Raw genomic sequence first — 24,267 nt, 5'->3', positions numbered from 1 at the left:
AATCCACGGGGCCGCCATCATCGAACCCATGCGTCCCCTCCACCTGTTCCTGGCCGTGCTCGTCGCGGCGATCTGGGGTGTCAACTTCGTCGTCATCGACGTCGGCCTCGATCACTTCCCGCCCCTGCTCTTCACCGCCCTGCGCTTCCTGGTGGCGGCCGTGCCCGCGGTCTTCCTCGTCAGGCGGCCCGGGGTCGCGCTGGGGTGGATCGTCCTGGTCGGGCTGACCCTGGGGGTCGCCAAGTTCGGACTGGTCTTCACCGGCATGCACCTGGGCATGCCGGCCGGGCTCACCTCGCTGGTGCTCCAGGTGCAGGCGGTGTTCACGGCGGTCTTCGCGGTGGTGTTCCTGGGGGAGCGGCTGCGTCCGCTCCGCTACCTGGGCATGGCGGTGGCGCTGGCCGGGATCGGTGTCGCCGCCTGGGCCCAGGGGGCCTCGGGGCCGCTCGCGGCGTTCTCGATGATCATCGCGGCCGCCGCGTTCTGGGGGCTGGCCAACGTCATCACCCGCCGGGCGGCCCCGCCGGACGCCCTGTCGTGGATGGTGTGGGTGAGCCTGGTGCCGCCGCTGCCGCTGTTCGCGCTGTCCCTGCTGGTGGAGGGGCCGCAGGCGGGCCTGGCGGCACTGCGCGGCCTGGACCCCGCCGGGGTGGGCGCGCTGCTGTTCATCGCCTGGGTGGCCACCGTGTTCGGGTTCGGCGTGTGGGGGTTCCTGCTGCGCGAGTACGACGCCTCGGCCGTCGCCCCGTTCACCCTGCTCGTCCCGGTGTTCGGGATGGTCTCCGCGCTCGTGTTCCTGGGCGAGGAGATCACTCCGCCCAACCTGCTCGCCGCGGTGCTGCTGGTGGGCGGTGTCGCGCTGACCGCCCTGGGCGGCGGCCGCTCCCGGGCCGGGGGCGGGGGCCCGGGAGAGGGGGTCAGCGGCGGGCGAACTCCGGGGCGTGCTCCGAGCGCAGCCCCAGGCCGATGAGGCGGGCGGGCACCGCCGACAGGAACGGCAGGTGCTCCATGGCGGCCACCAGCGGCGCGGGCGGCCCCACGCGGCGACCCTGGATCATGGGCTCGGCCAGGAACTTCTCCATGGTGCGCTGCATGCGCTGGACGACGACGGTCGGCAGCAGCCGGCGTTCGCGCACCCGGTCCAGGGCCCGTCCGTCGACGGTGCCCGCGCGCAGCGGCACGGCGAGCAGGGTCGCGGCGGCCACCGCGTCCTGCACGGCGAGGTTGATGCCGACCCCGCCGAGCGGGGACATCGCGTGCGCGGCGTCGCCGATGCAGAGGACGCCCTCGGCGTGCCAGCGGTGCAGCCGGTTGAGCCGGATGTCCAGGTGCTTGACGTCGTCCATGGACTCCAGGGCGCCGACCCGGTCGGCCAGCTCCGGGATGAGTTCGGCGATGTCGGCGCGGAGCGCCTCCACCCCCCGGGCGCGCAGTTCGGCGTCGGTGCCCTTGCGGCCGATGTAGGCGATCTGGAGGTAGCCCTCGCGGGGGATGACGATGACGAAGCGGTTCCGTCCGCCCCGGGGGGTGAGCGCCATGGTCTCCTCCGGGCCGGCGGGCAGGCGGAGCCACCAGGCGTCGATCCCGACCGGGAGCTCCCTGGGGACGAGCCCCGCCTCGCGGCGGACCAGGGACCAGCGGCCGTCGCAGCCCACGGTGAGGTCGGCGCGGATCTCGCCCCCGCCGTCCGGACCGCGGTAACGGGCTCCGACGACCCGCCCGTTCTCGCGCACCAGGCCGGTGACCTCCGTACCCATCCGCAGGGTGAAGGCCGGCTCCTCCGCGCCCGCCTCGGCGAGCAGGTTCAGCAGGTCCCACTGGGGCACCATCGCGATGTGCCGGTAGGGCGCGGGCAGGCGCCGGAAGTCCGCGATGGTCACGACCCGTGTGCCGCCGACGGGGAAGGCGACGCGGTCCAGGGGGGTCTGCGGCAGGGCGGCGAACCGCTCGCCCAGGCCGAGCTCGTCCATCAGCCGCACCGTGGAGGGGTGGACGGTGTCGCCCCGGAAGTCGCGCAGGAAGTCGTCGTGCTTCTCCAGGACGGTCACCTCCACTCCGGCGCGGGCGAGCAGCAGGCCGAGCACCATGCCGGCGGGGCCGCCGCCGGAGATCAGGCAGGTCGTCTTCTCGGTCATCGGGGGGCTCCTGTTCCGGGGGCGGTGCCGCCCCCTGTCCAGCGCGGCGGATCGGTCGCCGCGGATCGGAGGAAGGCGTCGCCGAGGACGGCGCAGGTCTCCTCCATGTCGGGGAAGTCGATACCGGGCACCCCGGTCAGGCCGGGGCGCAGCACGAAGTGGATGACGACGGGGGCGATCAGCAGCTGGACCAGCAGGGGGAGCGGCAGGTCGCGCACCCGCCCGGCGGCGACCTCCCGTTGCAGCCATCCGCCCACGGTGGCCAGGGCACGGGGGAAGAACCGGGTCGCCAGCAGGTCGCGGGTGGGGCCCGAGGGCCGGGCGAACACGTCGGCCAGCAGCGCGGGCATCACCCGGGGTTCGCGGGTGAACGCCCGTGCCAGTGCCAGGTGGACGCCCAGGACCACGGCCGCCAGGTCCTCGCCGGGATCGGCGAGGTGCTCCTCCAGGGCCGGCAGCGGGCTGTACCGCTCGAAGATCTCCGCCAGCAGGGTGTCGCGCGACCCGAAGGCGGCGTACAGGCTGTGCACCGAGCAGTCGGCGGCGGCCGCGACGGCCTCCAGGGTGGTGGCCGCCAGGCCCACCTCGCCCAGCAGGCGCGCTCCGGCCTCCACGGCGCGTTCGCGGACGGGCGGGCGTCCGCCGGGGTCCACCCCGGCCGCGCGGACCGCGGCGTCCAGGGCCCCGCGCCTGCCTCCGAGGCGGCGCAGGAGGGTGCTGCGGGAGACCCCCGCCTCCCGTGCGATCTCGACGAGGGGCACGTCGGCCACGTCCTTTCCCGTCCGGTCCGCGGCGCGGAGCGCCGCTTCCACCAGGTCCCGGGGCGCGTGTTCATGTTCGGTATCTGACATCAAGATCAAGGTAGACCGTAATCGAGTATCAGGCAAGAGGTGTGGTGAGCCCGGGACGAGCGAGGAGAAAGAGTTTCCGGGGACGGGAGGGGAAGCCAGGGGCCCCGACGCCCCCGGGTGTCCGCCCGCCACGCGCCGCGCCCGGGCCGCCCGCCCCCGGTGCGCGGCGGTATCCGGAGGCGGGCACCCGTCCGCCGGGCCTGCCCGCCCGGCTCACACGGCGGGCGGCAGTACGACCGACGACAGCACCCGGGCGGCCCGCGAGTCCGAGTTCACCGCCCTGCGCAGCAGCGGCCGGGGCAGCCGCGGCAGGGCCCGCAGCGCCGCCGCCCGCAGCTCCGCCCCGGCCCGGGTGCGCGGGATGAGCGTGCGCATCGAGGCAGGCCCCACCCCGCCGACCCGCCGCACATAGTCGGCCAGGGCCGCCTCGTACCGGGCGGGTCCGGTCCGCGGGTCCTCCCCGAGGTGGTGGGCGAGGGTGTAGGCGCCCACCACCGCCAGCGTGGTGCCGCCGCCCACCGCGGCGCCCGGACAGTACCCGGCGTCGCCGACCAGCGCCACCCGGCCGCGGGTCCAGGAGTCCATGGCGATTCGGCTGATGGAGTCGAAGTACAGGTCCCCGTCCCGGTCGGCGGCGTCCAGCAGCTCGGGCACCCGCCAGCCCTCCCCGGCGAACCCCTCGCGCAGGAACCGGCGCTGGGCGTCCAGGTCCCGGTGGTGCCCGGTGTACTCCTCGGCGTCCCGGGACAGCAGCGCGCCCCGGGCCCGGCCGGTGCCCGGTACCGGGAGGACCGCGGCCGTCCGGCCGGCGGACTGGTAGAGCACCACACGGCCCCCGCCCTCCTCCGGCTCGGGCAGGGTGAACACGGCGATGTGCCCGCCCAGGAACCGCCGGTACCCCTCCTCGGGGCCGAAGGCCAGGCGCCGGACGGTCGAATGCAGCCCGTCGGCCCCCACCACCAGGTCGAACCGGCGCGGGGCGGCGCGCTCGAAGGCCACCTCGACCCCGGCCCCGTCGTCGTGCAGGGACGTGATGGAGTCCCCGGACAGGTACTCGACGTCGTCGCGGACGGCCTCGTGCAGGATGCGGGCCAGGTCGCCGCGCACCACCTCCACGTGCCGGTCGTCGGTGGCGATCTCCGCCAGGGCGCCCAGGTCGACGTCGACCGGACGGCGCCCCGGCCGTTCCAGGCGGATGCGGGTGTTGCCGGTGGCGGCCTCGCGGATCCGGTCGATGAGGCCCATGCGCGTCGCGATCTCCACGGCGGGCTCGAACAGGTCCACCCCGAAGCCCCCGCCGCCCGCGGGCGCGCGCTCCACGAGCACGGGTTCCATCCCCAGCCGGACGAGGCGGTGTGCCAGAACCGGTCCGGCGATGCCCGCGCCGGAGACGAGCACGGTGGCCATGGCGTGTCCCCTTTCGTAGACTTACCGGTAGGTAAACAAAAAAACCCGGTGAGGGCAAGGCCCCCATGGTCCAGACTGGTGACACAACGGTGGCCGAGAAGTGAGGTGAGGGGTGCCCCGAGCACGATCGACCCGGACCAAGGACCGGATCCGGGCCGCGGCCCTGGAGCTGTTCCGGGAGCGGGGCGTCCAGCAGGTCAGCATGCGCGACATCGCCGACCGGGTCGGCATCACCAAACCCGCGCTCTACTACCACTTCGCCTCGCGCGAGGACCTGTTGCGCTCCCTGGTCCGCCCCATGCTCGACGACTACGAGGACGCCGTCGCGGCCGACGAGGCCTCCGGCGCGGCGGCCGACCCGCGGGTCCTGCTGGCCCGGTACTTCGACGTGAGCATGCGCCACCGGGAGATCAACCGGGTGGTGTTCCGCGACGCCGCCACGCTGGCCGAACTCGACCTGGGCGGCCGGGTCCTGGACTGGCGGCGCCGCATCACCGCGATGCTCGCCGGACCCGGCGCCGGCCTCGGCGAGCTCGCCCGGGTCACCCTGGTGCTCGGAGGCCTGGGCGACTGCGTGGTCATGCTCGGCGACCGGCCCGCGGACGAGCTGCGCGAGGCCGCCCTGGCCGCCGCCTACACGGCCCTGGGCCTGCCGCCCGGACCGCCGCCCCCCGATCCCCTCCCGGAGGACTCCGCATGACCGGCCCCCGTACCGACGTTCTCGTGGTGGGAGGGACCGGCGTGGACACCGTCGTCCGCGTCCCCGAGCTCGCCGTTCCCGCGGGCGACTCCGCCCAGGTGCCCCCGGTCCTGGACCACGTGGGGCACACCGGCAACGGCGTCGCCCTGGGCCTGCACCGCCTGGGCCTGGCCGTGGAGTTCATCGACTTCCTCGGAGACGACCTCCAGGGGCGCATGGTCCTGGACCGCTACGCCCGGGAGGGACTGGCCTTCTCCCACCTGCCGGCCCCCAACGGCACGCCCCGCGGCGTCAACCTCGTCGACGACCGGGGGCGGCGGTTCTCCTTCTACGACGCCCGCCACCCCGCCGACCTGCGCCTGCCGCGGGAGTTCGCACTGCCGTTCCTGGAGCGCGCCCGCCACGTGCACATGTCGATCGTCGGCCACAACCGCGACCTGTACCGGGACCTGGCCGGACTGGACGCCACCGTCTCCGCCGACCTGCACGACTGGGACGGCGGGAACCCGCACCACCTCGACTACGCCCTGGGCTCGGACGTGGTGTTCATGAGCGCCGCCGGGGCACCCGGCCGGGTCGACGAGATCCTGGCCGGGGTGCTGGAGCGCGGCCGTGCCGAACTGGCCGTGGCCACCGACGGGGCCGCCGGGTGCCGGGTCCTGGAGCGCGGTCGCGACCGGCCCCGGCACTTCCCCGCGGTGGCGCCCGAGCACCCGGTGGTGGACGCCAACGGGGCGGGGGACGCCTTCGTCTCCGGGTTCCTGCTCCGCCGCCTCGACGGCGCCGCGGTGGAGGAGTGCGTGCTGGCCGGGGCCGTCGCCGGGGCGTTCACCTGCACCACCGAGGGGACCCACACCGCGTTCGCCGACCCCGCGACGCTGGACCGGCTGGCCGCAGCCGCGTTGGAGGAGGGGTGGCCGGGTCAGGCCGGGTAGGGCCAGGGGCCGCTCTGCGGGGCGCGCGGCAGCGTCCACTCCCGCAGGACCTCCGACTCCACCCGTACCCGGGTGCGCAGCGAGTCCGCGCCCCGGCCCTGCGGCAGCCGGTCCAGGTCCGCGGACAGGGAGCGCAGGGTGGCCTCCGCCGCCGACGGGTTGCCCTGGAGCCGGTGCAGCCGGGCGACCTCCAGGCGGAACGCCAGGGTACGGGGGTCGTCGGCGCCCAGGGCCCGGGTCAGGTCCGGCAGCAGCACCAGCGCCTCCCACAGCGCCGCCCCGTTGTCGCCCAGCTCGCCCAGCCGGTGGACGATCTCGAACCGGGTGGTGAGCGTGTCCGGGTGGTCGGGCCCCAGCACCCGGGTGCGGTCGGGCAGCAGCCTGCGGTGCTCGGCCAGCGAGGCGGCGTCGTCGCCCAGGTCGCCCAGGGCCTTGGCGACGGCCCCGCGGGTCGAGAGCGTGTCGGGGTGGTCGGGGCCCAGCAGCCGGATGCGGTCGCCGAGCAGGTGTCGGTGCTCGGCCAGGGCCGCCCGGTGGTCGCCCAGGGCCGAGAGGTGGTCGGCGGTGTTCTCCCGGGCGGTGAGGGTGTGGTCGTGGCCGGGGCCCAGCACCCGGGCCAGGTCCGGCAGGACGGCTCGGTAGGCGGCCAGCGCCGCCTCGTGGTCGTCGAGTTCGCCCAGCTGGTAGGCGATCTGGAAGCGGGTGCCCAGGGTGTCGATGTGGTCCTGGCCCAGGATCGCGGTCTGGTCGCGCAGCAGGGAGCGGTACTCGTCCAGGGCGGCCCGGTGGTCCCCCAGCTCCTCCTTGCAGGCCGCGATCCGGGCCCTCAGCTTCAGCGCCCGCGGGTGGTCGGGGCCCAGGGACCCGCGCAGGCGGGGCAGCAGCCGCTCGTACCCGGCCAGGGCCGAGGCGGGGTCCCCGTCCTCGCGCATCCGGTCGAACACCACCGACTCCATGCGCAGCGACTCCTCGGACCCGGGGGCGCGGGAGGCCGGGGAGGCCGGGCCCGCCGTCACCGCGGGCCCCGTCGGCACCCCGTACGCGGGGGCACCGGTGCCGTAGGCCGGGATGCCGCCCGACGGGAGCCCGGCCGGTGTGCCCGCCGGGGTCCCGGGCACGGACGCCGCGGGCACCGGGGCGCCCCCGCCCGCGGAGGTGCCCGCGCCGTCCGCGGGGCCGCCCCCGAAGGCCGGCCAGTCCGCCTCGGGGTCCACGTCCCCGACCATCTCCGCGACCTCGTACGGCGTGGGCCGCCGCACCGGGTCGTGCTGCCAGCAGCGGGCGATGACCGCCCGCAGCTCCGCCGGGACCTCTCCGGGGACCTCCGGCGGCGGGCCGATCAGGTTGCGCACGATCCCGGCCAGGGTGGGGGCGTCGAACGGATTGCGCCCCACCGCCGCGTGGGCCAGCACCGTGCCCAGCGAGAACATGTCCGACGCCGGGCCCACCTCCAGCGCGTCCACCTGCTCGGGCGACATGTACAGCGGGGTCCCCAGGGTGGCCCCGGTGCGGGTCAGCCCGGAGGAGTCCCCGCTGGGCCGGGCGATGCCGAAGTCGATGATGCGCGGCCCGTCCGAGGCCATCAGCACGTTGGCGGGCTTGAGGTCGCGGTGGGTCAGCCCGGCGTCGTGGATCGCCTCCAACCCCTCGGCCAGGCCCACGGCCAGCACCCGCAGCGCCCCGTGCGGCAGCGGTCCCCGCCCGGCCAGCACCTCGTGCAGGGACGGGCCGGGGATGAACGCGCTGACGATCCACGGCGGGTTCCCGTCGGGGTCGGCGTCCACCACCGGCGCGGTGTGGAACCCGCCCACCCGGGCGGCGGCCGCGGCCTCCCGGGCGAACCGCCCGCGGAACTCGGGATCGCCCGCGTACTGGGGCAGGATGACCTTCACCACGACCTTGCGGCCCGCGGCGGTGCGCCCCAGGTACACCCGTCCCATGCCGCCCGCGCCCAGGCGGTGGGTCAGCCGGTAGCGGCCGATGCGTTCGGGGTCTGTCGGATCCAGGGGCTGCACGGGCTCGGGGTCCTTCTGCGTCGGGGCGGGGACGGGTCTCCGTGCTCTGGGACGAGCGATCCGCCGTTGCGGTTCACCCTACGGCCTCGGGGTTCCCGGTCCTCCCGCACGTCCGGACCCGTGACCGGCGGTGATGGGTATTTCACCAGAAATCATGATTTACGAAACACACACCGCCCGCTTCGCGTTGCACAGTGGGCCGTAGTCTTGGCCGCTGGGAGGGCACGGGGGAGGGGTTATGAGCGACACCTGGTTCGAGGACCGCACCTATCGGCATACCGACTGGACGCCGCGGAGGCTGCTCGATCTCAAGCGACGGCGGGGCCTGACCGTCAGCCTGGTCATACCGGCCCGGAACGAGGAGGCGACGGTCGGGGGCATCGTCTCCCGGGTCAGGGCGGCCCTGGTGGAGCGCACGCCCCTGCTCGACGAGATCGTCGTCATGGACTCCGACTCCACCGACGCCACCGGCCGGGTCGCCGCCGAGGCGGGGGCGGTCGTCCACCGGGTCGTCGACGTCCGGCCCGACCTGGGGCACCGGCGCGGCAAGGGCGAGGCGATGTGGAAGTCGCAGTTCGTCACCTCCGGGGACGTCATCGCCTTCCTCGACGCCGACCTCGTCGAGTGGGACACCCACTTCGTGTCCGCCCTGCTGGGGCCGCTGTTCACCGAACCCGGGGTGCGGCTGGTCAAGGGCTTCTACGACCGGCTGCTGGACCTGCCCGGGGGGAACCGGATCAGCCGCGAGGGCGGACGCGTCACCGAGCTGGTCGCCCGCCCCACCCTGGCCCTGCGCTGGCCCGCCCTGGCCGGGGTGGTCCAGCCGCTGTCGGGCGAGTGGGCGATCCGCCGGGACCTCTTCGAGCAGCTGTCGGTGCCCACGGGGTACGGCGTCGAACTCGCCGTGCTCATCGACACCCACCTGCGGTGCGGTGTGGACGCGGTGGCCCAGGTGGACCTGGGGCGGCGCGCCCACCGGCACCAGTCGCTGCGCGGCCTGGGCGCGATGGCCACCGAGCTGCTCGCCGTCGCCGACCGGCGGTACGGGATCGAGCACGGCGCCGAGGTGCCGGTCCGCTGGTTCGACGCCTCCGACGGACGCGGGCAGCCGCACACCGGTACCGTCAGTACGGTGGAGCGCCCGCCGGCCGTCGGGGTCGGGGCGGAGCGCACCCGGGTGCTGGGAGGAGCGGTCGGTCGGTGATGAGGCTGCGGGGCCGGGAGTTCGGTGAGCACGAGGCGCTGGTGATGGCGATCGTCAACCGGACCCCCGACTCCTTCTACGACAGGGGTGCCACCTGGGACGACGGGCCCGCCTTCGAACGGGTGCGCAGGGTCGTCGCCGAGGGCGCCGACATCGTGGACATCGGCGGGATCAAGGCCGCGCCGGGTGAGGAGATCGGGGCCGACGAGGAGAAACGGCGCGTGGTCGACTTCGTCGCCGCCGTCCGGGCCGAGTTCCCGGAGCTCGTCATCAGCGTCGACACCTGGCGGGCCTCGGTGGGACGCGCGGTCTGCGAGGCCGGGGCCGACCTGCTCAACGACGCCTGGGGCGGCTACGACCCGGGGCTGGCGGAGGTCGCCGCCGAGTTCGGGGCCGCCCTGGTGTGCACCCACACCGCGGGGGCCACCCCGCGCACCCGGCCGCACCGGGTGCGCTACGAGGACGTGGTCGCCGACGCCGTCTCCTCCACCGTCGCCCTGGCCGAGCGGGCGGTGGCGCTGGGGGTGGACCCGGCGTCGGTGCTCATCGACCCCGCACACGACTTCGCCAAGAACACCTGGCACTCCCTGGAGGTGACCCGGCGCCTGGACGAGATGACCGCCACCGGGTGGCCGGTGCTCGTGTCGCTGTCCAACAAGGACTTCGTCGGCGAGACCCTGGACCTGCCGGTGGGGGAGCGCCTGACCGGGACGCTGGCGGCCACCGCCGTGTGCGCCTGGCACGGCGCCCGGGTCTACCGGGTGCACGAGGTGGCGCAGACCCGGCAGGTGCTGGACATGGTCGCCTCGATCCGCGGGGTCCGGCCCCCCGCGCGGACCGTGCGGGGACTGGCGTGAGGGGCCGCCGTCCCGGGAGGGGGGACCGTTGATCGTCGCCACCGCCGTGTGCCCGTCGCCGCCGCTGCTCCTGCGGGAGCTGACCGGCGGGCAGGACGTGGCCGCCGACCTGCGCAAGGCCTGCGAGGAGGCGGTCGGGGCGCTGCTCGCCGCCGATCCGGACGAGATCGTGGTGCTGGGCGCCGACGAGCGCTCCGCCGAACGGGTCGCGGGCCGCATCCCGCTGTCGGCGTTCGGGGTGCCCGGGGAGCGCGTCCCCGCGGCCGGGGCGCTGCCGACCTCACTGGCGGTGGCCCGCCGCCTGCTGGACGACCTGGGCGTGCGGGTGCCGGTGGAGATGGGCACCGTGGCCGCGGCCGCGGACCCGGACGAGACCGCCCGGCGGGGCCGGGCGCTCGCCGGCCGCCCCGGCCGGGTGGGGCTGCTGGTCATGGCCGACGCGGGCGCACGGCGCGGCCCGCGCGCCCCCGGCCACCTGGACGAGCGCACCTTCCCGGTCGACGAGGCGATCCGCGCCGCGCTGGCCGCCGGGGACACCGGGGCGCTGCTGGAACTGGACCCGGAACTGTGCGCGGACCTGCTCATCGGCGGCCGCTCCGCCCTCCAGGCCATGGCGCACGCCCTGGCCGGGACACCGGTCGCCGGACCCCGGCTGCTCTACGCCGACGACCCCTTCGGGGTGCTGTACCTGGTGGCGCTCTGGCCGGGGGTGCGGCGGTGAGGGTCCTGCTCAACGAGATCGCCCCGCGCCTGGCGGTCCCGGGCGCGACGGTCTCGGACGAGGCGCTGGCGGTGCTCTACGCCCACCCGGAGCGGTGGACGCGGGCGAACATGGTCTCCACACTGGACGGGGCGGGCAACGGCGCGGACGGGCTGACCGGGTCCATCAACACCCCGGCCGACCACGAGGTCTACCGGCTGCTGCGGGACCTGGCGGACGTCGTCCTGGTGGGCGCGGGCACCGCCCGCGCCGAGGGGTACCGGCGCCCGGGGCCGCGCGTGCGGCCCGGCCGCACCCCCTGCCCGGACGTGGCGGTGGTGAGCCGTACGGCGCTGGTGCCCCCGGGCCTGGCCGCCCCGGCCCCGGACCGCGGCGGGGCGTGGATGATCACCCGCGCCGCGGCGGGGGAGGAGGCGCTGGACCGCGCCCGCGCCCTGCTGGGCGCCGACCGGGTGCTGGTGCACGGGTACGCGGAGGTGGACCTGGGCGCGGCCCTGGCCGACCTCGCCGACCGGGGGCTGTCACGGGTGCTGTGCGAGGGCGGGCCGTCGCTGCTGGCGCACGTGGCCGCCGCGGGGCTGCTGGACGAACTGTGCCTGACCACGGTGCCGCTGCTGGCGGGCGGGGACGCCCGCCGGATCGCGTCGGGGGTCCCGGCCGGGCTGGAGCTGCTGCCCCGCCTCCTCCTGGAGTCGGAGGGCACCCTCCTGCACCGCTTCGTCCGCCCCACCCCGTAGGAGGACGCGTGGACGCGCTCCGGGAGCGGCCGGCGGCCGCCGCCGGCCGCCGCCCGCCGCCCGCGGCCCGGCCTCCCCGGTGGCGCCCGGTCAGACCGTGCGGTCGAAGGCGCGGTCCTCGGCGGTCTCCACCAGCAGGGCCTGGACGCGCCCGGCCTCGGCGCGTTCGGCCTCGGGCACCTCGTGCAGCGCCCTGCGGCGCGCCCGCCGCCGGGCCAGGGCCACCGCCGCCGAACGGCGCATCCCCACCTCCTCGCTCTCCTGCACCAGCGCCCTGCGGACCCGGCGCCGGTGGACGTGGCGGGCGGTGAAGTACACCGCCATGGCGACCGCGAAGTTGAGCAGCACCTTGACGACCACACCGAGGAGGTCGCCGAGCAGCGGGGCGTCGAACAGCCAGTGCATCGCCATCGCCGTCAGCACCAGCAGCAGCGCCCCGAGCGCCCGGCGGCGGCCCGGCAGCCACCCCGCGGCGGCGAGCAGGCCCACGGCGGTGCCCGCCACCGCCGACATGGCCCAGTGCGAGCCCAGGCCGGTGAGCACGATCCGGACGACCGTGGCCTGCACCACGGCCTCGCCCCCGTTCACCCCGCCCGCCTGGAACACCGCGTTGACCGCGTAGACGAGGTTCTCGGTCACCTCGAAGCCCAGGCCGACCAGGGCGCCGATGACGAACCCGTCCACGGGCCCGCGCACGGCGCGCGGGAAGGCCACCGCCACCAGGACGATCCCGACGAGCTTGAACAGCTCCTCGTTGAGCGGCGCCGTCAGCGCCGCGCCCCAGACCTCGGCGAACACCAGGCCCATGGTCTTGGACCAGATCCCGGTCAGCGCCGCGTTGGCGAGCAGGGCACAGCCGGTCGCAGCCGTCAGCCCCCAGGCCACGGCCACCAGGGAGGCGGTCGGGTCGGGGGCCCGCACCGGCCGGATACGGCGGAACAGCCAGAACCCGAACAGCAGCGTCGCCGCGGCGAAGACCAGCGCCAGGGCGGCCTCGGCGAAGAACACCCGGACGCTCCCGGCGAACCGGAGCACCAGGGCGCCCAGCCCGAACAGGCACAGGACGCCGATGACGACCATCGCGGCGAGTGAGGGCAGGCGGTACCCCAGCACGGTCCGCTCGGGCGCGCGGGGCGCCGGGACCCGCTGCGGCCCGGGTGCGTCGGAGTGCGAGTGGCGCTGGGCGGGCACCGTCCCGGAGGCGGTGTCGGGCACGCGGGGGTCGTTGGGAGCCTGGCTCATCGTCCGCCCTCCTCGGTGAACGCGACGGCGCGGGCGACGTCGGCGACGGCCTCCAGGTCGGCGGTGGTGGCGTCCTCGCCGCCCAGGGTCATCTCCACTGCGAAGGCCCCGTCGGGCGAGGGGTACAGGACGGCGGCGCCCTCCTGCGTCCGGCTCCGCAGGACACCGGTCAGGCCCTGGGCGCCCTGCTCGGAGGTGATCACGGCGGGCTCGCCCAGCCGGGAGGTGGGGTCCCCGGCGCGGGCGATGTCGCCCATGCCCTCCCAGAGCCGTTCCGCGTCGGGCCGGGGGTCGCCGACGGGCGTCACCGTGACCACGGTCAGGTCGACGGTCCCGCGCTGGAAGCGGTAGGACTGCCCGGCCCGGCTGGTCCCGACGTCGAGGCTCCACCCGTCCTGGGGCAGGGTCAGGGACGCCCGGTAGCCGCCGCCCACGCCGATGGTGATCTCGTCCCCGGCGCGGAGCCGTTCGATCCCCGGCAGCAGCGCGTTGAGCAGCGTCCAGACGAGGAGCAGCAGGATCGCCACGGCCGTGGCGATCCCCAGAGGTATCCAGCGGTTGCGGGCCGTCATCGGCGCCGTGCCGCTCGGCTGTCCCATGGCGCCCCTTTCGTCACTCCTGGTGATGCTCTGTCCGGACAAGGGAAGCACCCGCGGGTGCGCGTGCCGCCGGAAGAGCGGGGACTTGGCGCATGTTGACGGGGATTTCACCGGTTCCTGGGCGAGTGTCGGTGCCGCTCAGGGGTGGACGAGGATCTTCACGTGGTCGTCGCCGTGCGCGATCAGCTCCTCGTAGCCCTTCTCCCGCGCCTTCTCCAGGGTGAGCCGGTCGGTGACCAGCGGTTTGGGGCGCAGGGAGCCCGCGGCGATCGCCGCGATGACCTCGGGGAAGTCACCGGGTCCGTAGCCGAAACTGCCCACCAGGTCGATCTCCGTGAACGCCAGCACCGCGGGGTCCAGCACCACCGGCGGCCCCTCGGAGACGGTGACCGCCCGGCCGCCCTTGCGCAGCGCGCCCAGGAGCGAGGCCATCGCGTCCGTTCCGGCGCCGGAGGTCTCGAAGGAGATGTCGGCCCCCAGCGTCGCGCGCTCGCGGACGGCCGCGACCACGTCCGTCTCCGTGGGGTCGAGCACCAGGTCGGCACCCAGGTCGGCGGCGACCCGGCGGCGCAGCGCGGACACCTCGCTCACGCTCACGCGCCCGGCGCCGCGCGCCCTGGCGGCCATGAGCAGCCCCAGTCCCACCGGGCCGGCGCCGATGACGAGCACGGAGTCGCCGCGGCGCATCCCGGACCGGCGCACCGCGTGCCAGGCCACCGCAAGGGGTTCGACCAGCGCGGCGACGGTGGGGGACACGCCCTCGGGCATCGGATGGACCCGGTCGGCGGGCACCACCGCGTACTCGGCCATGCCGCCGCCACCGCCCATGAGGCCGATGAACCCGTAGTTCTCGCACAGGTTGTACTCGCGCCGGCGGCAGGCGGCGCAGCTGCCGTCGAACACCAGCGGCTCCACGGCCACCACCGCCCCCGGGGACAGGCCGCGCACGTCGGCGGCCGTCTCGACGACCCGTCCGGAGAACTCGTGCCCCTGCACGTGGGGGCCGTGGGTGCGCAGCACGGGGTGGAGGTACTCGTCGGGCAGCACGGGGTCGAGGTAGTTGCGCACGTCGAACCCGCAGATTCCGTTCCACCCGACCCGGATCTTCACCGATCCGGGCACGACCCGCGGCTCGGGCACCTCGTCCACCCGCAGGTCGCGGGGCCCGTGCAATCGCAGCGCCCGCATCTCGCCCCCTCGCGCCGTCCCTGCCCCTTACCTCCCCAGCGGACCCCCCTCCGCCGCGCCCGCCCGTGTAAACACTTCCCCTGCCCGCGGCCGGGTGCGGGGGCTCAGGAGTGGGGGTGGGGGGTGAGGCGGTCGGCGGGGGAACCGCAGGCGGTGCAGGTGGGGGTGGTGTCCAGTTCGGCGACGTGGTCGCCGTGGTGGAACACCAGCGGGGGCTCGTCGTAGAGCCAGGTGGAGCCCCAGTGGGCGAGGGCGGTGACGACCGGGGCGAGGTCGCGTCCGGCGGCGGTCAGGTGGTACTCGTGCCGCGGCGGGTGCTCGCTGTAGGCGCGGCGCTCGACGACGCCGGCCTCCTCCAGGGCGCGCAGGCGGGCGGTGAGCCGGTCGCGCGGGGCGCCGGTGTTGCGGGCGATGGCGTCGAACCGGCGCACGCCGAAGAGGAGTTCGCGCACGACCAGCAGGGACCACTTCTCGCCGACGAGCCGCAGCGCGCCCGCCGCCGGGCAGGGGCGTCCCGGCACGGTCGGGTTGGGCCTGCTCGACTCGCTCTGCGCCATGCCCCCAGAATGGCACACCCGGGAGAGTTTGGAAAACAAACCGACCTGCTAGGGTGCGTCCATGACCGAGAGCACACCCGCCCCGGGGGCCTGGGGCGAACCGCGCGAGAAGACCGTCACCTGGCACGACCCCGAGGTCGTCGCCGCCGGGCGGGAGGGCCTCACCGGCCTCGGCCACCTGCGCGCCATGGCCGGCGGCGAGCTGCCCCCGCCGCCCATCGGGCGGCTGATGGGCTTCGGCGTCGTGTCCGTGGAAGAGGGCGAGGTCGTCTTCGGCGGTACCCCCGACGACTCGGTGTACAACCCGCTCGGCATCGTCCACGGCGGCTACGTGTGCACCCTGCTCGACACGGTCGCGGGCTGCGCCGTGCAGACCACCCTGCCCGCCGGGTCCGGGTACACCTCGATCGAGATCAAGGTCAACTACCTGCGCCCCGTCACGGCCGGGACCGCCCTGACCGCCCGCGGGTGGGTGACCAAGCCGGGCCGCCGCGTCGCCTTCGCCGAGGGCGAGGTCCGCGACGGTTCGGGCAGGGTCGTCGCCACCGCCTCCTCCACCTGCCTGGTCTTCGACCTGTAGGCGTGTTCCTCCGGACCCCCACCCCGGCCCGCCCGCCGAGGGGCGGGGGGTCCCCGACGGACGGCCCGGGGCCGCGGACCCCTCCTCGAAGCCCCCGCCGGGTCTTTGGAACCCCGGCGGAGCATCACCCGCCCCGCGGACCCGGGGCCCGGCCGGGCGGGCGCGGCTCAGCCCAGGGCGGCCAGCGCCGAGCGCCACACCCCCGGCACCGGCCCGGTGCAGGCCACCGAGCCCACCCCGGTGAACCCGGCCAGGTCCCCGAGCGCCTCCGCCAGCCCCGGCGCGGCGGCCTCGTCCGCCACCCACTCCTCGGCGTACACGCCCTCCAGCTCCAGCACCCCGCGCCGCCGGTCCGCCCGGGCCGCCACCCGCCCCACCAGCCGGTCCCCGTGCAGGACCGGCAGCACGTAGTACCCGAACCGCCGCCTCGCCCGGGGCGTGTACATCTCGTTGACGTAGTCGAACCCCCACAGCAGGGACGTCCGCTCCCGGTCGCACAGCAGGTTGTCGAACGGCGACAGCAGCGTCGTGCGCCCCTCCCACCCGGCACCCGCGGCCTCCTCCACCAGCGGCAGCGCGTCGACGTGCACGAACCACGGCTCGGCGCCGCCCGCCACCCGGGCCCGCACCGCCCGGCCCGCCGCCACCAGCCGCTCCAGGGTCGCGACCGTGTCCCCGTACCGCTCGCGCACGAAGTGCCGCCGCACGTCCCGGGCCCGTCCGGCGCCCAGCGCACGCAGCGCGTGCTCGGCCGACCGCTCCTCGACCTCGGCGTCGGGCGGATCCGACAGGTCGGCCCACGGCGGCAGCCGCCGCTCCGCCAGGTCCCACAGCCGGGTGCGGCCGCGCCGACCGGCCACCATGATCCGCCCCTGGAACCACAGCAGCTCCAGCATCCGCTCCACGTTGCGCCCGGCCGTCCACCCGGTGGACTCCCAGGGCACCGCCGCCCGGTCCTCGAACCCGTCGGTGGGCAGCGGCCCGGCGTCGGCCAGCCGGCACAGGACGTACTCGCGCAGCTCCGCGTTGGCCTCGGCCCACACCGCCAGGCGGGAACCCTCGCCCGGGTGGCGGCGCATCAGCCGCCGGTGCAGCGGCAGGTCCTCGGTGAGCACCATGGACGCCGCGTGCGCCCAGTACTCGAAGAGCCAGCGCTCCTCCCACAGCAGCGCCTCCAGGTCGGCCGGATCGAACCGGCCCAGCCTGCTCCACAGCACCAGAAGGTGGCTGCGGGCGACCACCCCGACCGGGTCGATCTGGAGGCAGCGCAGGGCGCGCAGTACCTCGCGCAGCCCCTCGGGGCCGGGGGCGGGGCGGGGGCCGGACAGGCGCTGGCTGCGCACGGCCAGCCGGCGCACGGCGGTCGGGTCCAGGTCGAGGGCGTCCACGGCGGCTCCAGGGGTACGGGGGCGGGCCCGCCCAGTGAACCCCGGACCCCGGACATTTCCTCCCGGACCATCCCGGACCGTCCCGGAAAACCGAACGCGCCGCCCGCGCGTCGTATGGTCGGCGCGCCCGCGCCGGGCGAGGGGAGGTTCGCGTGGTCGAGGACCGGACGGCCGGCCGGGACACCGGGGACACCTCCGTGCGCGGCCCGGCGGGCTGGTGCGGCGCCGGACTGTGCCTGGGCGGGGCGGTGCTGGCGCCGGCCCCCGAGATCCCCTGGTGGGCGGCGGTGTCCGCGGCGGGGACCGGCCTGCTGCTGCTCGCCGTCGGGCGGCGCCGGATGAGGGCGCGCCCGGCGCGCCACTCCCTGCCCCCGGTCGCGGCCGGGCTGGCGCTGGCCCTGGTCGCCGGGTTCGGGGTCCGCGCCCTGGCCCTGTCCCTGGCGGTGGACCACACCGTCGCCGCGACCGCTCCGGGGACCGCGCCCCCGGTCCCCGCACAGGTCTCCCGCATCGCGTGGTCGTGGACGCCGCCCGCGGACGGGACGGTGGAGGACGTGCTGCCCGGGACCCTGGGCCCGATCGTCGTCCTCGACGACGGGGTCGTGGCCCTGGACGGCGGCACCGGCGGGGAGCTGTGGCGCTACCGGCTGCACGGCGCCGACGCCCGTGCCGCCGTCCACGGCGGCGGTACCCGGGTGCACGTCGCCCACGGCGACCCCGATGACCCCGGGCACGCCGGCCCCCTGGCCTGGGTGGAGCTGGACACCGCCCGCGGCGGCACCGTGGAGGAGTTCACCACCCCGCCCCCGCCCGAGGGGGTGGACGCCCGGGTCCTGGCCGCCGGGCCGGGCACCCTGCTGTACTCCTGGAGCGAGCACGGCGGTCCGTCCCGGATCAGCGCCCGCGACACCGCCTCCTTCCGGGAGTCCTGGTCGTTCACCGCCCCGGAGGAACCCGGCCGCGTCTGCGGGCCCCGGCCGGAGTGGAACACCGACAACACCCTGCGCACGGCCGGCCTGTTCCTGGTCGCCCACACCTGCGTTCCCGGGGATCCGCCGCGCGGCACCCCCCTCGCGGAGGCCCCCGGCCCCACCGGCGCCCACGTGGTGGTCACCGCCCTGGACCCGAGCGACGGGCGGGTGCGCTGGACCCGTGCGCTGCCGGAGGCGGAGGGGCCCCCGCGGCTGCACGCCGGCGGCACGGCCGCGGACACCGACGCACGTCCCGCCGTGGTGGTCGGCTCCCCCGCGGGAGAGGGGGCACCCGCGGTCCTGGATCCCGAGGACGGATCGCACGCGGTGAGGATCACCGACGAGCCCTGGACGGACGGCCGGTCCGTGCTGGTGCACGCCGACACCTCCGGCGCGGTCGTCGCCGAGCAGGCCGCCGACAGGCTGCTGTTCCACCGGGTGACCCCGGAGGGGGAGATAGCCGGGACCGCCGCCGTGGCCGCCGGAGAGGCGCCCGGCCCGGGATCGGCCGTGGCCCTGTCCGGCGCGGTCGCGGTGCCCTTCGGCGCGCCCGGCACCGACCCCGGGCAGGAGGGCGGCGTCCCGGTGCTGTGGTCTGTCCCCTTCGACGGCGACCCCCGGCTCCTGGTCCTGGACCCGCCCGGCCGGGCCCGGCCGCTGCCGCTCGGCCCCGGCGGCGGGCACCGGGCCGTGGCCGTCCCCGGCGCCCTGGTCACCCTGGCCCGGGACGGGGACGCGGTCCGGCTGCACGGACTGGTGGCCTGAGCGGGGGACCGACCGCCGGAAAACCCCTGCGCCGCCCCGGGCGCCCTGGTAGCTTCGCCGCATGCGGGAGTTGCCAGACCTCCACGAGGACCGGATCGGACAAGCCCTGGGCGCCTGGGGGATCCGCCCGGTCGCGCTCACCCACGTCCCCCTCGGTTTCGCCGACCACCACTGGCGGGTCACCGACACCTCGGGGCGGCGCTGGTTCGCCACCGTCGCCGACCTCTCCCGCAAGGCCCACCCGACCCCGGCGCACGCGCGGGAGCGTCTGGCCGCGGCCATGGACACCGCGGCCCGGCTGCACGACGACTCCGGGCTGGGGTTCGTCGTGGCCCCCCTGCGCACCCCCGAGGGGCGGACCGTCCGGGCGGTGGGCCGCGACCTCGTGCTCAGCCTCTTCCCGTACGTGGAGGGGGCCTCCGGGGAGTTCGGCCGCCCCCTGACCCCGTACCTGCGCGGGCTGCTGCTGGACGCCCTGGCCCGGCTGCACCGGACCGCCCCGGTGCGCGGGGTGCCCCGGGCGCCCGTGGAGATCGGGCACCGCGCCCACCTGGACGCCGTGCTGGAGGACCCCTCCCTGCTCGGATCGCACGGACCCTACTCCGGGCCCGCGGCCCGGCTGCTCGCCGAGCACACCAAGCGGGTGCGCACCCGGCTGGAGGAGTACGACCGCCGGGCCGCCCGGCTCGCCGAGGCCCCCGTCGTGGTCACCCACGGCGAGCCCCACCCCGGCAACGTGATCTGGCGCGGCCCCCGCCCGCTGCTGGTCGACTGGGACACCGTGGGGACCGCCGCCCCCGAACGCGACCTGTGGCTGGTGGCGGTCGACGACGCCGACCTGGAGCGCTACACCGAGGCCTCCGGGTACACCGTGGACCCCGACCGGCTGGACCTGTACCGGCTGCGCTGGGACCTGCAGGACGTCGCCGAGTTCGCCGACGCCTTCTCCCGGCCCCACACCGCCGACCGCGACACCGGGCAGGCGTGGCGGGCCATGGAGGAGATCGTCGCCCGTCTCTGACTCCGGCCCGGGCCGCGACGGCGGGTCTCCCCGCCTCCGGTCACTGCGGTGGGTAGCATGCGAATCGCCCTGAGTCATCCACGGCCCGTTCCACGGAGACGACATGCGACTGCCCCTGCGAATCAGCGACATCCCCCTGCGCCTGGCCACCGGCGCGTTCATCCTCAACTCCGGGCTGGACAAGCGCGACGTCGACGAGGAGGCCGCCCGGGGCATGCACGGCATGGCCGTCGGCACCTACCCCTTCCTCAAGGACCTCGACCCCGTCACGTTCGTCAAGCTCCTGTCCGCCGGGGAGATCGCACTGGGCACCGCGCTGCTGGTGCCGCTGGTGCCCAGCCGGCTCGCGGGCGCCGGGCTCACCGCGTTCGGCGCCGGCCTGTTCGGCATGTACCTGCGCACGCCGGGCCTGCGCCGCCCCGGCGGACTGCGGCCCACCCCCGACGGCATCCCCATCGCCAAGGACTCCTGGCTGGTCGGCGCCGGGCTGGCGCTGCTCGTCGGCGGTCGCGACCGCCGCTGACCGGGCTCAGCCCCGGTCGGCGGGGACGAACACCCGCAGCGCCGCCGGACGCTTGGTGAACCGCACCGTCCGCGGGCCCTCGATCACCTCCCCGTCCACGGCCAGCAGCCGCTGTTCCCCGGGCAGGGTCAGCAGCAGCTCCCGCGCGGTCCGCTCGTGGTACCCCTCGCCCCGCCAGTGGCGGCCCAGGAGCACGTCCAGGGCCGCCCGCATCCGGGGGAAGGGGGAGCGGGCGCCCAGCACCCGCACGTCCAGGCGCCCGTCCACCAGGCTCTCGCGCAGTGCGGGGACCCGGGCGTGCGTGCGGTACCGGCAGTTGCCCACGAACGCCCACCACACCCTGGTCGGCCGCCCGTCCACCACGGCGGGGACGGGGTCGACCTCCCGCAGGTCGCGCCACAGGGCCCAGCAGAACGCGGGCCACTTGCCGATCCGCGGGGCCCAGCGGTCGCGCCGCTCCACCATGCGCGGATAGGAGCCGAACGACGCGGTGTTGAGGAACAGCCGACCGTCGACCTCACCCACGTCCACCCGGGCCAGACGGCCTGCGGAGTAGGCGCGCAGCGCCACGTCCACCGAGGTCAGGCCCAGTGTCCGGGCGAAGTTGTTCAGCGTTCCGTCGGGGAGCACCAGCAGCGGCCGGTCGTGCTCCAGGGCGGCGCGCGCCCCCGCGTTGACGGTGCCGTCGCCGCCCGCCACCGCCAGCACCTCACCCGCCCTGGCGGCCTTGTCCATCACCTCGGCGATGTCGTCGTCCTCGGACAGGGCGACGATCGTCGCGCCCGGCAGCGCCCTGGCGACCCGCGCCGGGGTGCCCCCGACCGCCGGGCCGGGCAGCCCCTCGGCCACCGCCGCGGGCAGCAGGTCGGCGGAGCGGGGGTTGACCACCACCGTCACGCCGCTGCCGGGCAGCGCTCCGGTGGAGAGCGCGTCCGCGCCCGGGACGGGCTCCTGGTGGACGCCCCCGGGCAGGGTCCGGGCCCCGTGCACCAGCTCCGGCCGGGGCGGGACCGCCACGCGCAGCGCCAGTCCCGCCGCCAGTCCGATGGCCGCACCGCCCAGCACGTCCCCCGGGTAGTGGACGCCGCTGTGCACCCGGGAGACCGCCACCGCCCCGGCCAGCACCGCCACCAGCGCCGCCAGCGGGCGCGGGGCGTCGGCGGCGACCCCCGTCGCGTACCCGACGGCCGCCGCGGTGTGCCCGGACGGGAAGGAGGAGCTGCCGTAGTCGCGGTAGGGGATCCGTGTCCGAGGCACCCGCGACAGGTCCGGTCGGGTGCGGGCCGTCAGGTGTTTGACCCCGGCGGAGACGGCGTTGGCCGCCGCCGCGGCGGCCATGGCGCGCAGTGCGGTGCGCCGCAGCCGGGGCCCGCCGGCCGCGGCCAGCGTCGCCGAGACCAGGAACCAGGGCGCCATGTTGTCCGTGGCCTGTACGAACTTCGGTGTGTAGGGGTCCAGGGCGGGAGTGCCCAGGCCGGTCACGAAGCGGTGGACTCTGCGGTCCAGACGGTCGATCGCTCGTAGTGCACGCATCCGTCCACGGTGCCGCCGTGATCCCCCGATGTCCAGAACCATCGTCGTTCCGGTGCTCTCGTGGCCCTGTGGCCCGGGTCACCGATTTCTCCGGGGCCGCAGCCCGCCCGGCCCTGGATGCCTTATATCGGCTCTTCTGTACCCCTGTCGCTCCGGCGGCCGTGGATCCCCGAACCCGCGGCCCCTCCGGGGCATCGGACCCGGGGACGAAAGGGGTGCGCTGTGGCGGAGAAGGTCCGAGGGGCGCGCGGGCGGCGCGGGTGGATGTGGGCGGCGGGCGCCGCTGCGGCGGCCCTGGTGGTCGGCGGGGCGGCGGCGGTCGTGCTGCTCGACCGGAGCACGGCGTGCGGGTGTGAGAACCCCGACGCCGGGCTCGACGTCGGATACGGGGCGCTCGTCCCGGGGGACGGTGGCGCGCACTCCCGCCTGGAGGTCGTCGAGGTGGCGGCCGTGGACGGGTACACGCGCACCGTCCTGAGGTTCTCCCACACGGGGGAGGAGGCCGAGGCCTTCGACCCGGCCTACTTCACCGGCGGCGCGGCGCCGGGCGACGGGTTCCGGATCTGGGACCCCGCGACCGGACGCCTGTACGCGAACCAGGCCGGCCTGGGCACGGTCACCGGGGACGAGGTGGTGTGGGAGCCGCGCACGCACCACGACATCGTCCTGTTCTCCGCGCCGCTGGAGCCGGGTACCGGGGAGGTGGAGCTGCGCGGGCCCCGGGGGGAGTTCCGGATCAGGGGCATCGGGGTGCGGGACGGGTCGGGGGACGCCCGACCGCTGTGGACTCCGGAGGCCGCGGAGGAGGGCGCGGAGGACGGGGGGACACCGGAGACGGTCGTACTCCCCTTCACCGCTTCGGAGCCGGGGGCCGGGGTGCCCGGGTACACGGAGGTGTTCGCCCCGCCCGCCCCCGAGCCGGTGAACCCGGTCCCGGCCGCGGCCGAGGTCGACGAGAGGGGTCGGGCGCGCGCGCAGGAGGGCGGTCGGGCGTGGTTCCTGTCCGTGGCCGGCTACGAGGTGGAGGACGGCGTCCTCCACCTGGAGTACCGGCTGGAGGCGGAGGACGGAGAAGCGCCGGCGCGCCGCCCCGACCTGTTCCCCGGGGGGATCGCGCTGCTCGACCCGGCCACCGGGGCGGTCGTGCCCGAACTGCGGGTGGGAGACCCCGAGGGGGAGTCGGAGCCGCTGTGGACGATCGCCTGGCCCCGGCTGACCGACGACCCGCCCAGGACCTTCGGGGAGCTGTCCTTCGCCGCCCCGGAGGGCGCTGCCGGCGGCCTGCTGCTGGACGCCGGGGTGTTCGGCGCGCTGCCGGTGGAGCCCCGGGGCTGACCCGGGTCCCCGGCGCGGGCACCGGGGAGCCGCCCGGTCGCACGGCCTTCCGCCGGGGGCCGCGCGCCCGGGCCCGGGCGCCGGGGCGGGTCCCCCGGCGCCCGGCGCCGTCCCGTGCACCCGGGTCAGACGGTGGGGACCGCGCCGCCGTCCACCCGGACGACCGAGCCGGTCACATAGGCCGCCTGCTCGCTCGCCAGGAACGCGGCCACCGCCCCGTACTCCTCGGCCCGGCCGTACCGGCCGACCGGGATCGACGCCGCGGCCTGGCGCTGGACCTCCACCACACTGCGCCCCTCCCGCTCGGCGCGCGCCCGGTCCAGGGAGTCGGTGCGGGCGGTGGCGATCCTGCCCGGGACGATGACGTTCACCGTCACCCCGTCGGCCGCCACCTCGTTCGACACCGTCTTGGACCAGGAGTGCAGCGACGCCCGCAGTGTGTTGGACACCCCCAGGTTCGGGATGGGGGCGATCGGCCCGGCGGAGGTGCTGGTGATGACCCGGCCCCAGCCGCGTTCGCGCATCCCCCCGATCACGGCGTCCGTCAGCCGGATCACCGGCAGCACCATGGCCCCGTACATGTCCTCCCACAGCCCGGCGTCCTGCCCCAGCGCCGGGGTCGGCGGCGGGCCGCCGGTGTTGTTGACCAGGATGTCCACCCGGCCCAGCCGGTCCGCCACGTACGCGGCGACCTCGGCGGCGCGGTCGTGGTCGGCCAGGTCCCACTCCACCGACAGCGCCGACGTCCCGTGCGCGTCGCAGTCCTCGACGACGCTGGTCAGCCGCTCCTTGTCGCGCCCGGTCACCGCCACGTTCACACCCTCGGCGGCCAGGGCCACGGCGATCGCCCGCCCCAGCCCCGAACTCGCCGCGGTCACCAGCGCGGTCTTCCCCGCGATCCCCAGATCCACCTGTTCCGCCTTCCCGGCCCGGTATCGGTCGGGCGCACTCTACCGAGAACGGCGCGCGTGCGGAACGCCCGGGACCGCGGCGCTCCCGGGCG

The 24,267-nt window shown here is 76.2% G+C and carries 23 protein-coding genes; 12 read left to right on the top strand and 11 right to left on the bottom strand.

Annotated elements, in window-relative coordinates:
- Positions 1–28: 28 nt before the first annotated feature.
- Positions 29–970: an EamA family transporter gene (locus tag ACSUPR_RS06750; RefSeq protein WP_436890214.1), complete on the top strand. Its 942-nt coding sequence runs from the start codon at positions 29–31 to the stop codon at positions 968–970.
- Here the strand turns inward: ACSUPR_RS06750 and ACSUPR_RS06745 are convergent.
- The 3 genes from ACSUPR_RS06745 to ACSUPR_RS06735 all read right to left on the bottom strand — a co-directional run bounded on the left by ACSUPR_RS06745 (position 918) and on the right by ACSUPR_RS06735 (position 4,393).
- The gene (locus tag ACSUPR_RS06745; protein WP_436890213.1) at positions 918–2,135 is read right to left on the bottom strand and encodes an FAD-dependent oxidoreductase; all 1,218 of its coding nucleotides are present in this window, start codon (positions 2,133–2,135) and stop codon (positions 918–920) included. The genes ACSUPR_RS06750 and ACSUPR_RS06745 overlap by 53 nt on opposite strands.
- Positions 2,132–2,986, bottom strand: coding sequence for a TetR/AcrR family transcriptional regulator (locus tag ACSUPR_RS06740; protein WP_436890212.1), 855 nt, complete (start codon positions 2,984–2,986; stop codon positions 2,132–2,134). Before ACSUPR_RS06740 ends, ACSUPR_RS06745 begins: the two co-directional genes overlap by 4 nt.
- A 213-nt stretch (positions 2,987–3,199) precedes the next feature.
- Positions 3,200–4,393, bottom strand: a complete 1,194-nt coding sequence (locus tag ACSUPR_RS06735) for an FAD-dependent monooxygenase (protein WP_436890210.1) — start codon at positions 4,391–4,393, stop codon at positions 3,200–3,202.
- A 112-nt stretch (positions 4,394–4,505) separates the two neighbouring features.
- Between ACSUPR_RS06735 and ACSUPR_RS06730 the strand changes: the two genes are divergently transcribed.
- Both ACSUPR_RS06730 and ACSUPR_RS06725 read left to right on the top strand, forming a co-directional pair.
- A complete protein-coding gene (locus tag ACSUPR_RS06730; protein ID WP_436890208.1) occupies positions 4,506–5,093 on the top strand; it encodes a TetR/AcrR family transcriptional regulator in 588 nt (195 codons plus the stop codon).
- Positions 5,090–6,028: a carbohydrate kinase family protein gene (locus ACSUPR_RS06725; RefSeq protein WP_436890206.1), complete on the top strand. Its 939-nt coding sequence runs from the start codon at positions 5,090–5,092 to the stop codon at positions 6,026–6,028. Before ACSUPR_RS06730 ends, ACSUPR_RS06725 begins: the two co-directional genes overlap by 4 nt.
- On the opposite strand, the gene ACSUPR_RS06720 is transcribed toward ACSUPR_RS06725, so the two are convergent.
- Positions 6,016–8,043 carry a protein kinase domain-containing protein gene (locus tag ACSUPR_RS06720; RefSeq protein WP_436890203.1) on the bottom strand — a complete coding sequence of 676 codons (2,028 nt, stop codon included), beginning with the start codon at positions 8,041–8,043 and terminating at the stop codon, positions 6,016–6,018. The two genes, ACSUPR_RS06725 and ACSUPR_RS06720, sit on opposite strands and share 13 nt — an antisense overlap.
- A gap of 238 nt (positions 8,044–8,281) precedes the next feature.
- Here ACSUPR_RS06720 and ACSUPR_RS06715 point away from each other — a divergent pair, with 238 nt between their 5' ends.
- From ACSUPR_RS06715 to ACSUPR_RS06700, 4 genes are read left to right on the top strand one after another with little or no spacing between them, the layout of a single operon-like run.
- Entirely contained in the window at positions 8,282–9,247 is a 966-nt protein-coding gene (locus ACSUPR_RS06715; RefSeq protein ID WP_436890201.1) for a glucosyl-3-phosphoglycerate synthase, read from the top strand.
- Entirely contained in the window at positions 9,244–10,104 is an 861-nt protein-coding gene (folP, locus tag ACSUPR_RS06710) for a dihydropteroate synthase (RefSeq protein ID WP_436890199.1), read from the top strand. Before ACSUPR_RS06715 ends, folP begins: the two co-directional genes overlap by 4 nt.
- Positions 10,105–10,132: 28 nt before the next feature.
- The gene (locus ACSUPR_RS06705; RefSeq protein WP_436890197.1) at positions 10,133–10,825 is read left to right on the top strand and encodes a hypothetical protein; all 693 of its coding nucleotides are present in this window, start codon (positions 10,133–10,135) and stop codon (positions 10,823–10,825) included.
- Positions 10,822–11,562, top strand: coding sequence for a dihydrofolate reductase family protein (locus tag ACSUPR_RS06700; protein ID WP_436890195.1), 741 nt, complete (start codon positions 10,822–10,824; stop codon positions 11,560–11,562). The genes ACSUPR_RS06705 and ACSUPR_RS06700 overlap by 4 nt, the downstream gene beginning before the upstream one ends.
- Positions 11,563–11,652: 90 nt before the next feature.
- On the opposite strand, the gene ACSUPR_RS06695 is transcribed toward ACSUPR_RS06700, so the two are convergent.
- From ACSUPR_RS06695 to ACSUPR_RS06680, 4 genes are all read right to left on the bottom strand, one after another.
- Positions 11,653–12,804, bottom strand: coding sequence for a PrsW family intramembrane metalloprotease (locus ACSUPR_RS06695; protein WP_436890193.1), 1,152 nt, complete (start codon positions 12,802–12,804; stop codon positions 11,653–11,655).
- Entirely contained in the window at positions 12,801–13,403 is a 603-nt protein-coding gene (locus ACSUPR_RS06690) for a hypothetical protein (RefSeq protein ID WP_436890191.1), read from the bottom strand. The genes ACSUPR_RS06695 and ACSUPR_RS06690 overlap by 4 nt, the downstream gene beginning before the upstream one ends.
- A gap of 138 nt (positions 13,404–13,541) precedes the next feature.
- A complete protein-coding gene (locus tag ACSUPR_RS06685) occupies positions 13,542–14,591 on the bottom strand; it encodes a 2,3-butanediol dehydrogenase (protein WP_436890189.1) in 1,050 nt (349 codons plus the stop codon).
- 104 nt (positions 14,592–14,695) lie between these two features.
- A complete protein-coding gene (locus ACSUPR_RS06680; RefSeq protein ID WP_436890187.1) occupies positions 14,696–15,148 on the bottom strand; it encodes a winged helix-turn-helix transcriptional regulator in 453 nt (150 codons plus the stop codon).
- Between the two features lie 61 nt (positions 15,149–15,209).
- Here ACSUPR_RS06680 and ACSUPR_RS06675 point away from each other — a divergent pair, with 61 nt between their 5' ends.
- Entirely contained in the window at positions 15,210–15,728 is a 519-nt protein-coding gene (locus ACSUPR_RS06675; RefSeq protein ID WP_436890185.1) for a PaaI family thioesterase, read from the top strand.
- A gap of 167 nt (positions 15,729–15,895) precedes the next feature.
- Here the strand turns inward: ACSUPR_RS06675 and ACSUPR_RS06670 are convergent, their stop codons facing one another.
- Positions 15,896–17,116 (bottom strand): winged helix-turn-helix domain-containing protein, encoded by a 1,221-nt coding sequence (locus ACSUPR_RS06670; RefSeq protein ID WP_436890183.1) that lies wholly within the window; start codon positions 17,114–17,116, stop codon positions 15,896–15,898.
- 152 nt (positions 17,117–17,268) lie between these two features.
- Between ACSUPR_RS06670 and ACSUPR_RS06665 the strand changes: the two genes are divergently transcribed.
- The 3 genes from ACSUPR_RS06665 to ACSUPR_RS06655 all read left to right on the top strand — a co-directional run bounded on the left by ACSUPR_RS06665 (position 17,269) and on the right by ACSUPR_RS06655 (position 20,396).
- The gene (locus tag ACSUPR_RS06665) at positions 17,269–18,852 is read left to right on the top strand and encodes a hypothetical protein (protein ID WP_436890181.1); all 1,584 of its coding nucleotides are present in this window, start codon (positions 17,269–17,271) and stop codon (positions 18,850–18,852) included.
- A 61-nt stretch (positions 18,853–18,913) separates the two neighbouring features.
- Positions 18,914–19,873: a phosphotransferase enzyme family protein gene (locus ACSUPR_RS06660; protein WP_436890179.1), complete on the top strand. Its 960-nt coding sequence runs from the start codon at positions 18,914–18,916 to the stop codon at positions 19,871–19,873.
- 103 nt (positions 19,874–19,976) lie between these two features.
- Positions 19,977–20,396, top strand: coding sequence for a hypothetical protein (locus tag ACSUPR_RS06655; RefSeq protein WP_436890177.1), 420 nt, complete (start codon positions 19,977–19,979; stop codon positions 20,394–20,396).
- Positions 20,397–20,402: 6 nt separating this feature from the next.
- Here ACSUPR_RS06655 and ACSUPR_RS06650 read toward each other — a convergent pair whose 3' ends face one another.
- On the bottom strand, positions 20,403–21,929 hold the full coding sequence (locus tag ACSUPR_RS06650; protein ID WP_436890175.1) for a bifunctional phosphatase PAP2/diacylglycerol kinase family protein: 1,527 nt from the start codon (positions 21,927–21,929) through the stop codon (positions 20,403–20,405).
- A 222-nt stretch (positions 21,930–22,151) separates the two neighbouring features.
- Here ACSUPR_RS06650 and ACSUPR_RS06645 point away from each other — a divergent pair, with 222 nt between their 5' ends.
- Positions 22,152–23,264: a hypothetical protein gene (locus tag ACSUPR_RS06645; protein WP_436890173.1), complete on the top strand. Its 1,113-nt coding sequence runs from the start codon at positions 22,152–22,154 to the stop codon at positions 23,262–23,264.
- 125 nt (positions 23,265–23,389) lie between these two features.
- On the opposite strand, the gene ACSUPR_RS06640 is transcribed toward ACSUPR_RS06645, so the two are convergent.
- Positions 23,390–24,175 (bottom strand): SDR family oxidoreductase, encoded by a 786-nt coding sequence (locus ACSUPR_RS06640; protein ID WP_436890171.1) that lies wholly within the window; start codon positions 24,173–24,175, stop codon positions 23,390–23,392.
- Positions 24,176–24,267 lie beyond the last annotated feature (92 nt).

The organism is Nocardiopsis dassonvillei (assembly GCF_964273065.1).
GTDB classification, from domain to species: Bacteria; Actinomycetota; Actinomycetes; order Streptosporangiales; family Streptosporangiaceae; genus Nocardiopsis; species Nocardiopsis dassonvillei_B.
The sequence above is the reverse complement of the archived record's forward strand: the minus strand, read 5'-3'. Positions and strand labels throughout refer to the sequence as shown.

What these genes read in the sequence shown, in the direction of transcription:
- ACSUPR_RS06655 (WP_436890177.1), top strand. Translation starts at nt 19,977, where the DNA reads ATGCGACTGCCCCTGCGAATCAGCGACATCCCCCTGCGCCTGGCCACC.
- ACSUPR_RS06745 (WP_436890213.1), bottom strand. Translation starts at nt 2,135, where the DNA reads ATGACCGAGAAGACGACCTGCCTGATCTCCGGCGGCGGCCCCGCCGGC.
- ACSUPR_RS06675 (WP_436890185.1), top strand. Translation starts at nt 15,210, where the DNA reads ATGACCGAGAGCACACCCGCCCCGGGGGCCTGGGGCGAACCGCGCGAG.
- ACSUPR_RS06685 (WP_436890189.1), bottom strand. Translation starts at nt 14,591, where the DNA reads ATGCGGGCGCTGCGATTGCACGGGCCCCGCGACCTGCGGGTGGACGAG.
- ACSUPR_RS06695 (WP_436890193.1), bottom strand. Translation starts at nt 12,804, where the DNA reads ATGAGCCAGGCTCCCAACGACCCCCGCGTGCCCGACACCGCCTCCGGG.
- ACSUPR_RS06715 (WP_436890201.1), top strand. Translation starts at nt 8,282, where the DNA reads ATGAGCGACACCTGGTTCGAGGACCGCACCTATCGGCATACCGACTGG.
- ACSUPR_RS06725 (WP_436890206.1), top strand. Translation starts at nt 5,090, where the DNA reads ATGACCGGCCCCCGTACCGACGTTCTCGTGGTGGGAGGGACCGGCGTG.
- ACSUPR_RS06690 (WP_436890191.1), bottom strand. Translation starts at nt 13,403, where the DNA reads ATGGGACAGCCGAGCGGCACGGCGCCGATGACGGCCCGCAACCGCTGG.
- ACSUPR_RS06750 (WP_436890214.1), top strand. Translation starts at nt 29, where the DNA reads ATGCGTCCCCTCCACCTGTTCCTGGCCGTGCTCGTCGCGGCGATCTGG.
- ACSUPR_RS06735 (WP_436890210.1), bottom strand. Translation starts at nt 4,393, where the DNA reads ATGGCCACCGTGCTCGTCTCCGGCGCGGGCATCGCCGGACCGGTTCTG.
- ACSUPR_RS06660 (WP_436890179.1), top strand. Translation starts at nt 18,914, where the DNA reads ATGCGGGAGTTGCCAGACCTCCACGAGGACCGGATCGGACAAGCCCTG.
- ACSUPR_RS06650 (WP_436890175.1), bottom strand. Translation starts at nt 21,929, where the DNA reads ATGCGTGCACTACGAGCGATCGACCGTCTGGACCGCAGAGTCCACCGC.
- ACSUPR_RS06740 (WP_436890212.1), bottom strand. Translation starts at nt 2,986, where the DNA reads ATGTCAGATACCGAACATGAACACGCGCCCCGGGACCTGGTGGAAGCG.
- ACSUPR_RS06680 (WP_436890187.1), bottom strand. Translation starts at nt 15,148, where the DNA reads ATGGCGCAGAGCGAGTCGAGCAGGCCCAACCCGACCGTGCCGGGACGC.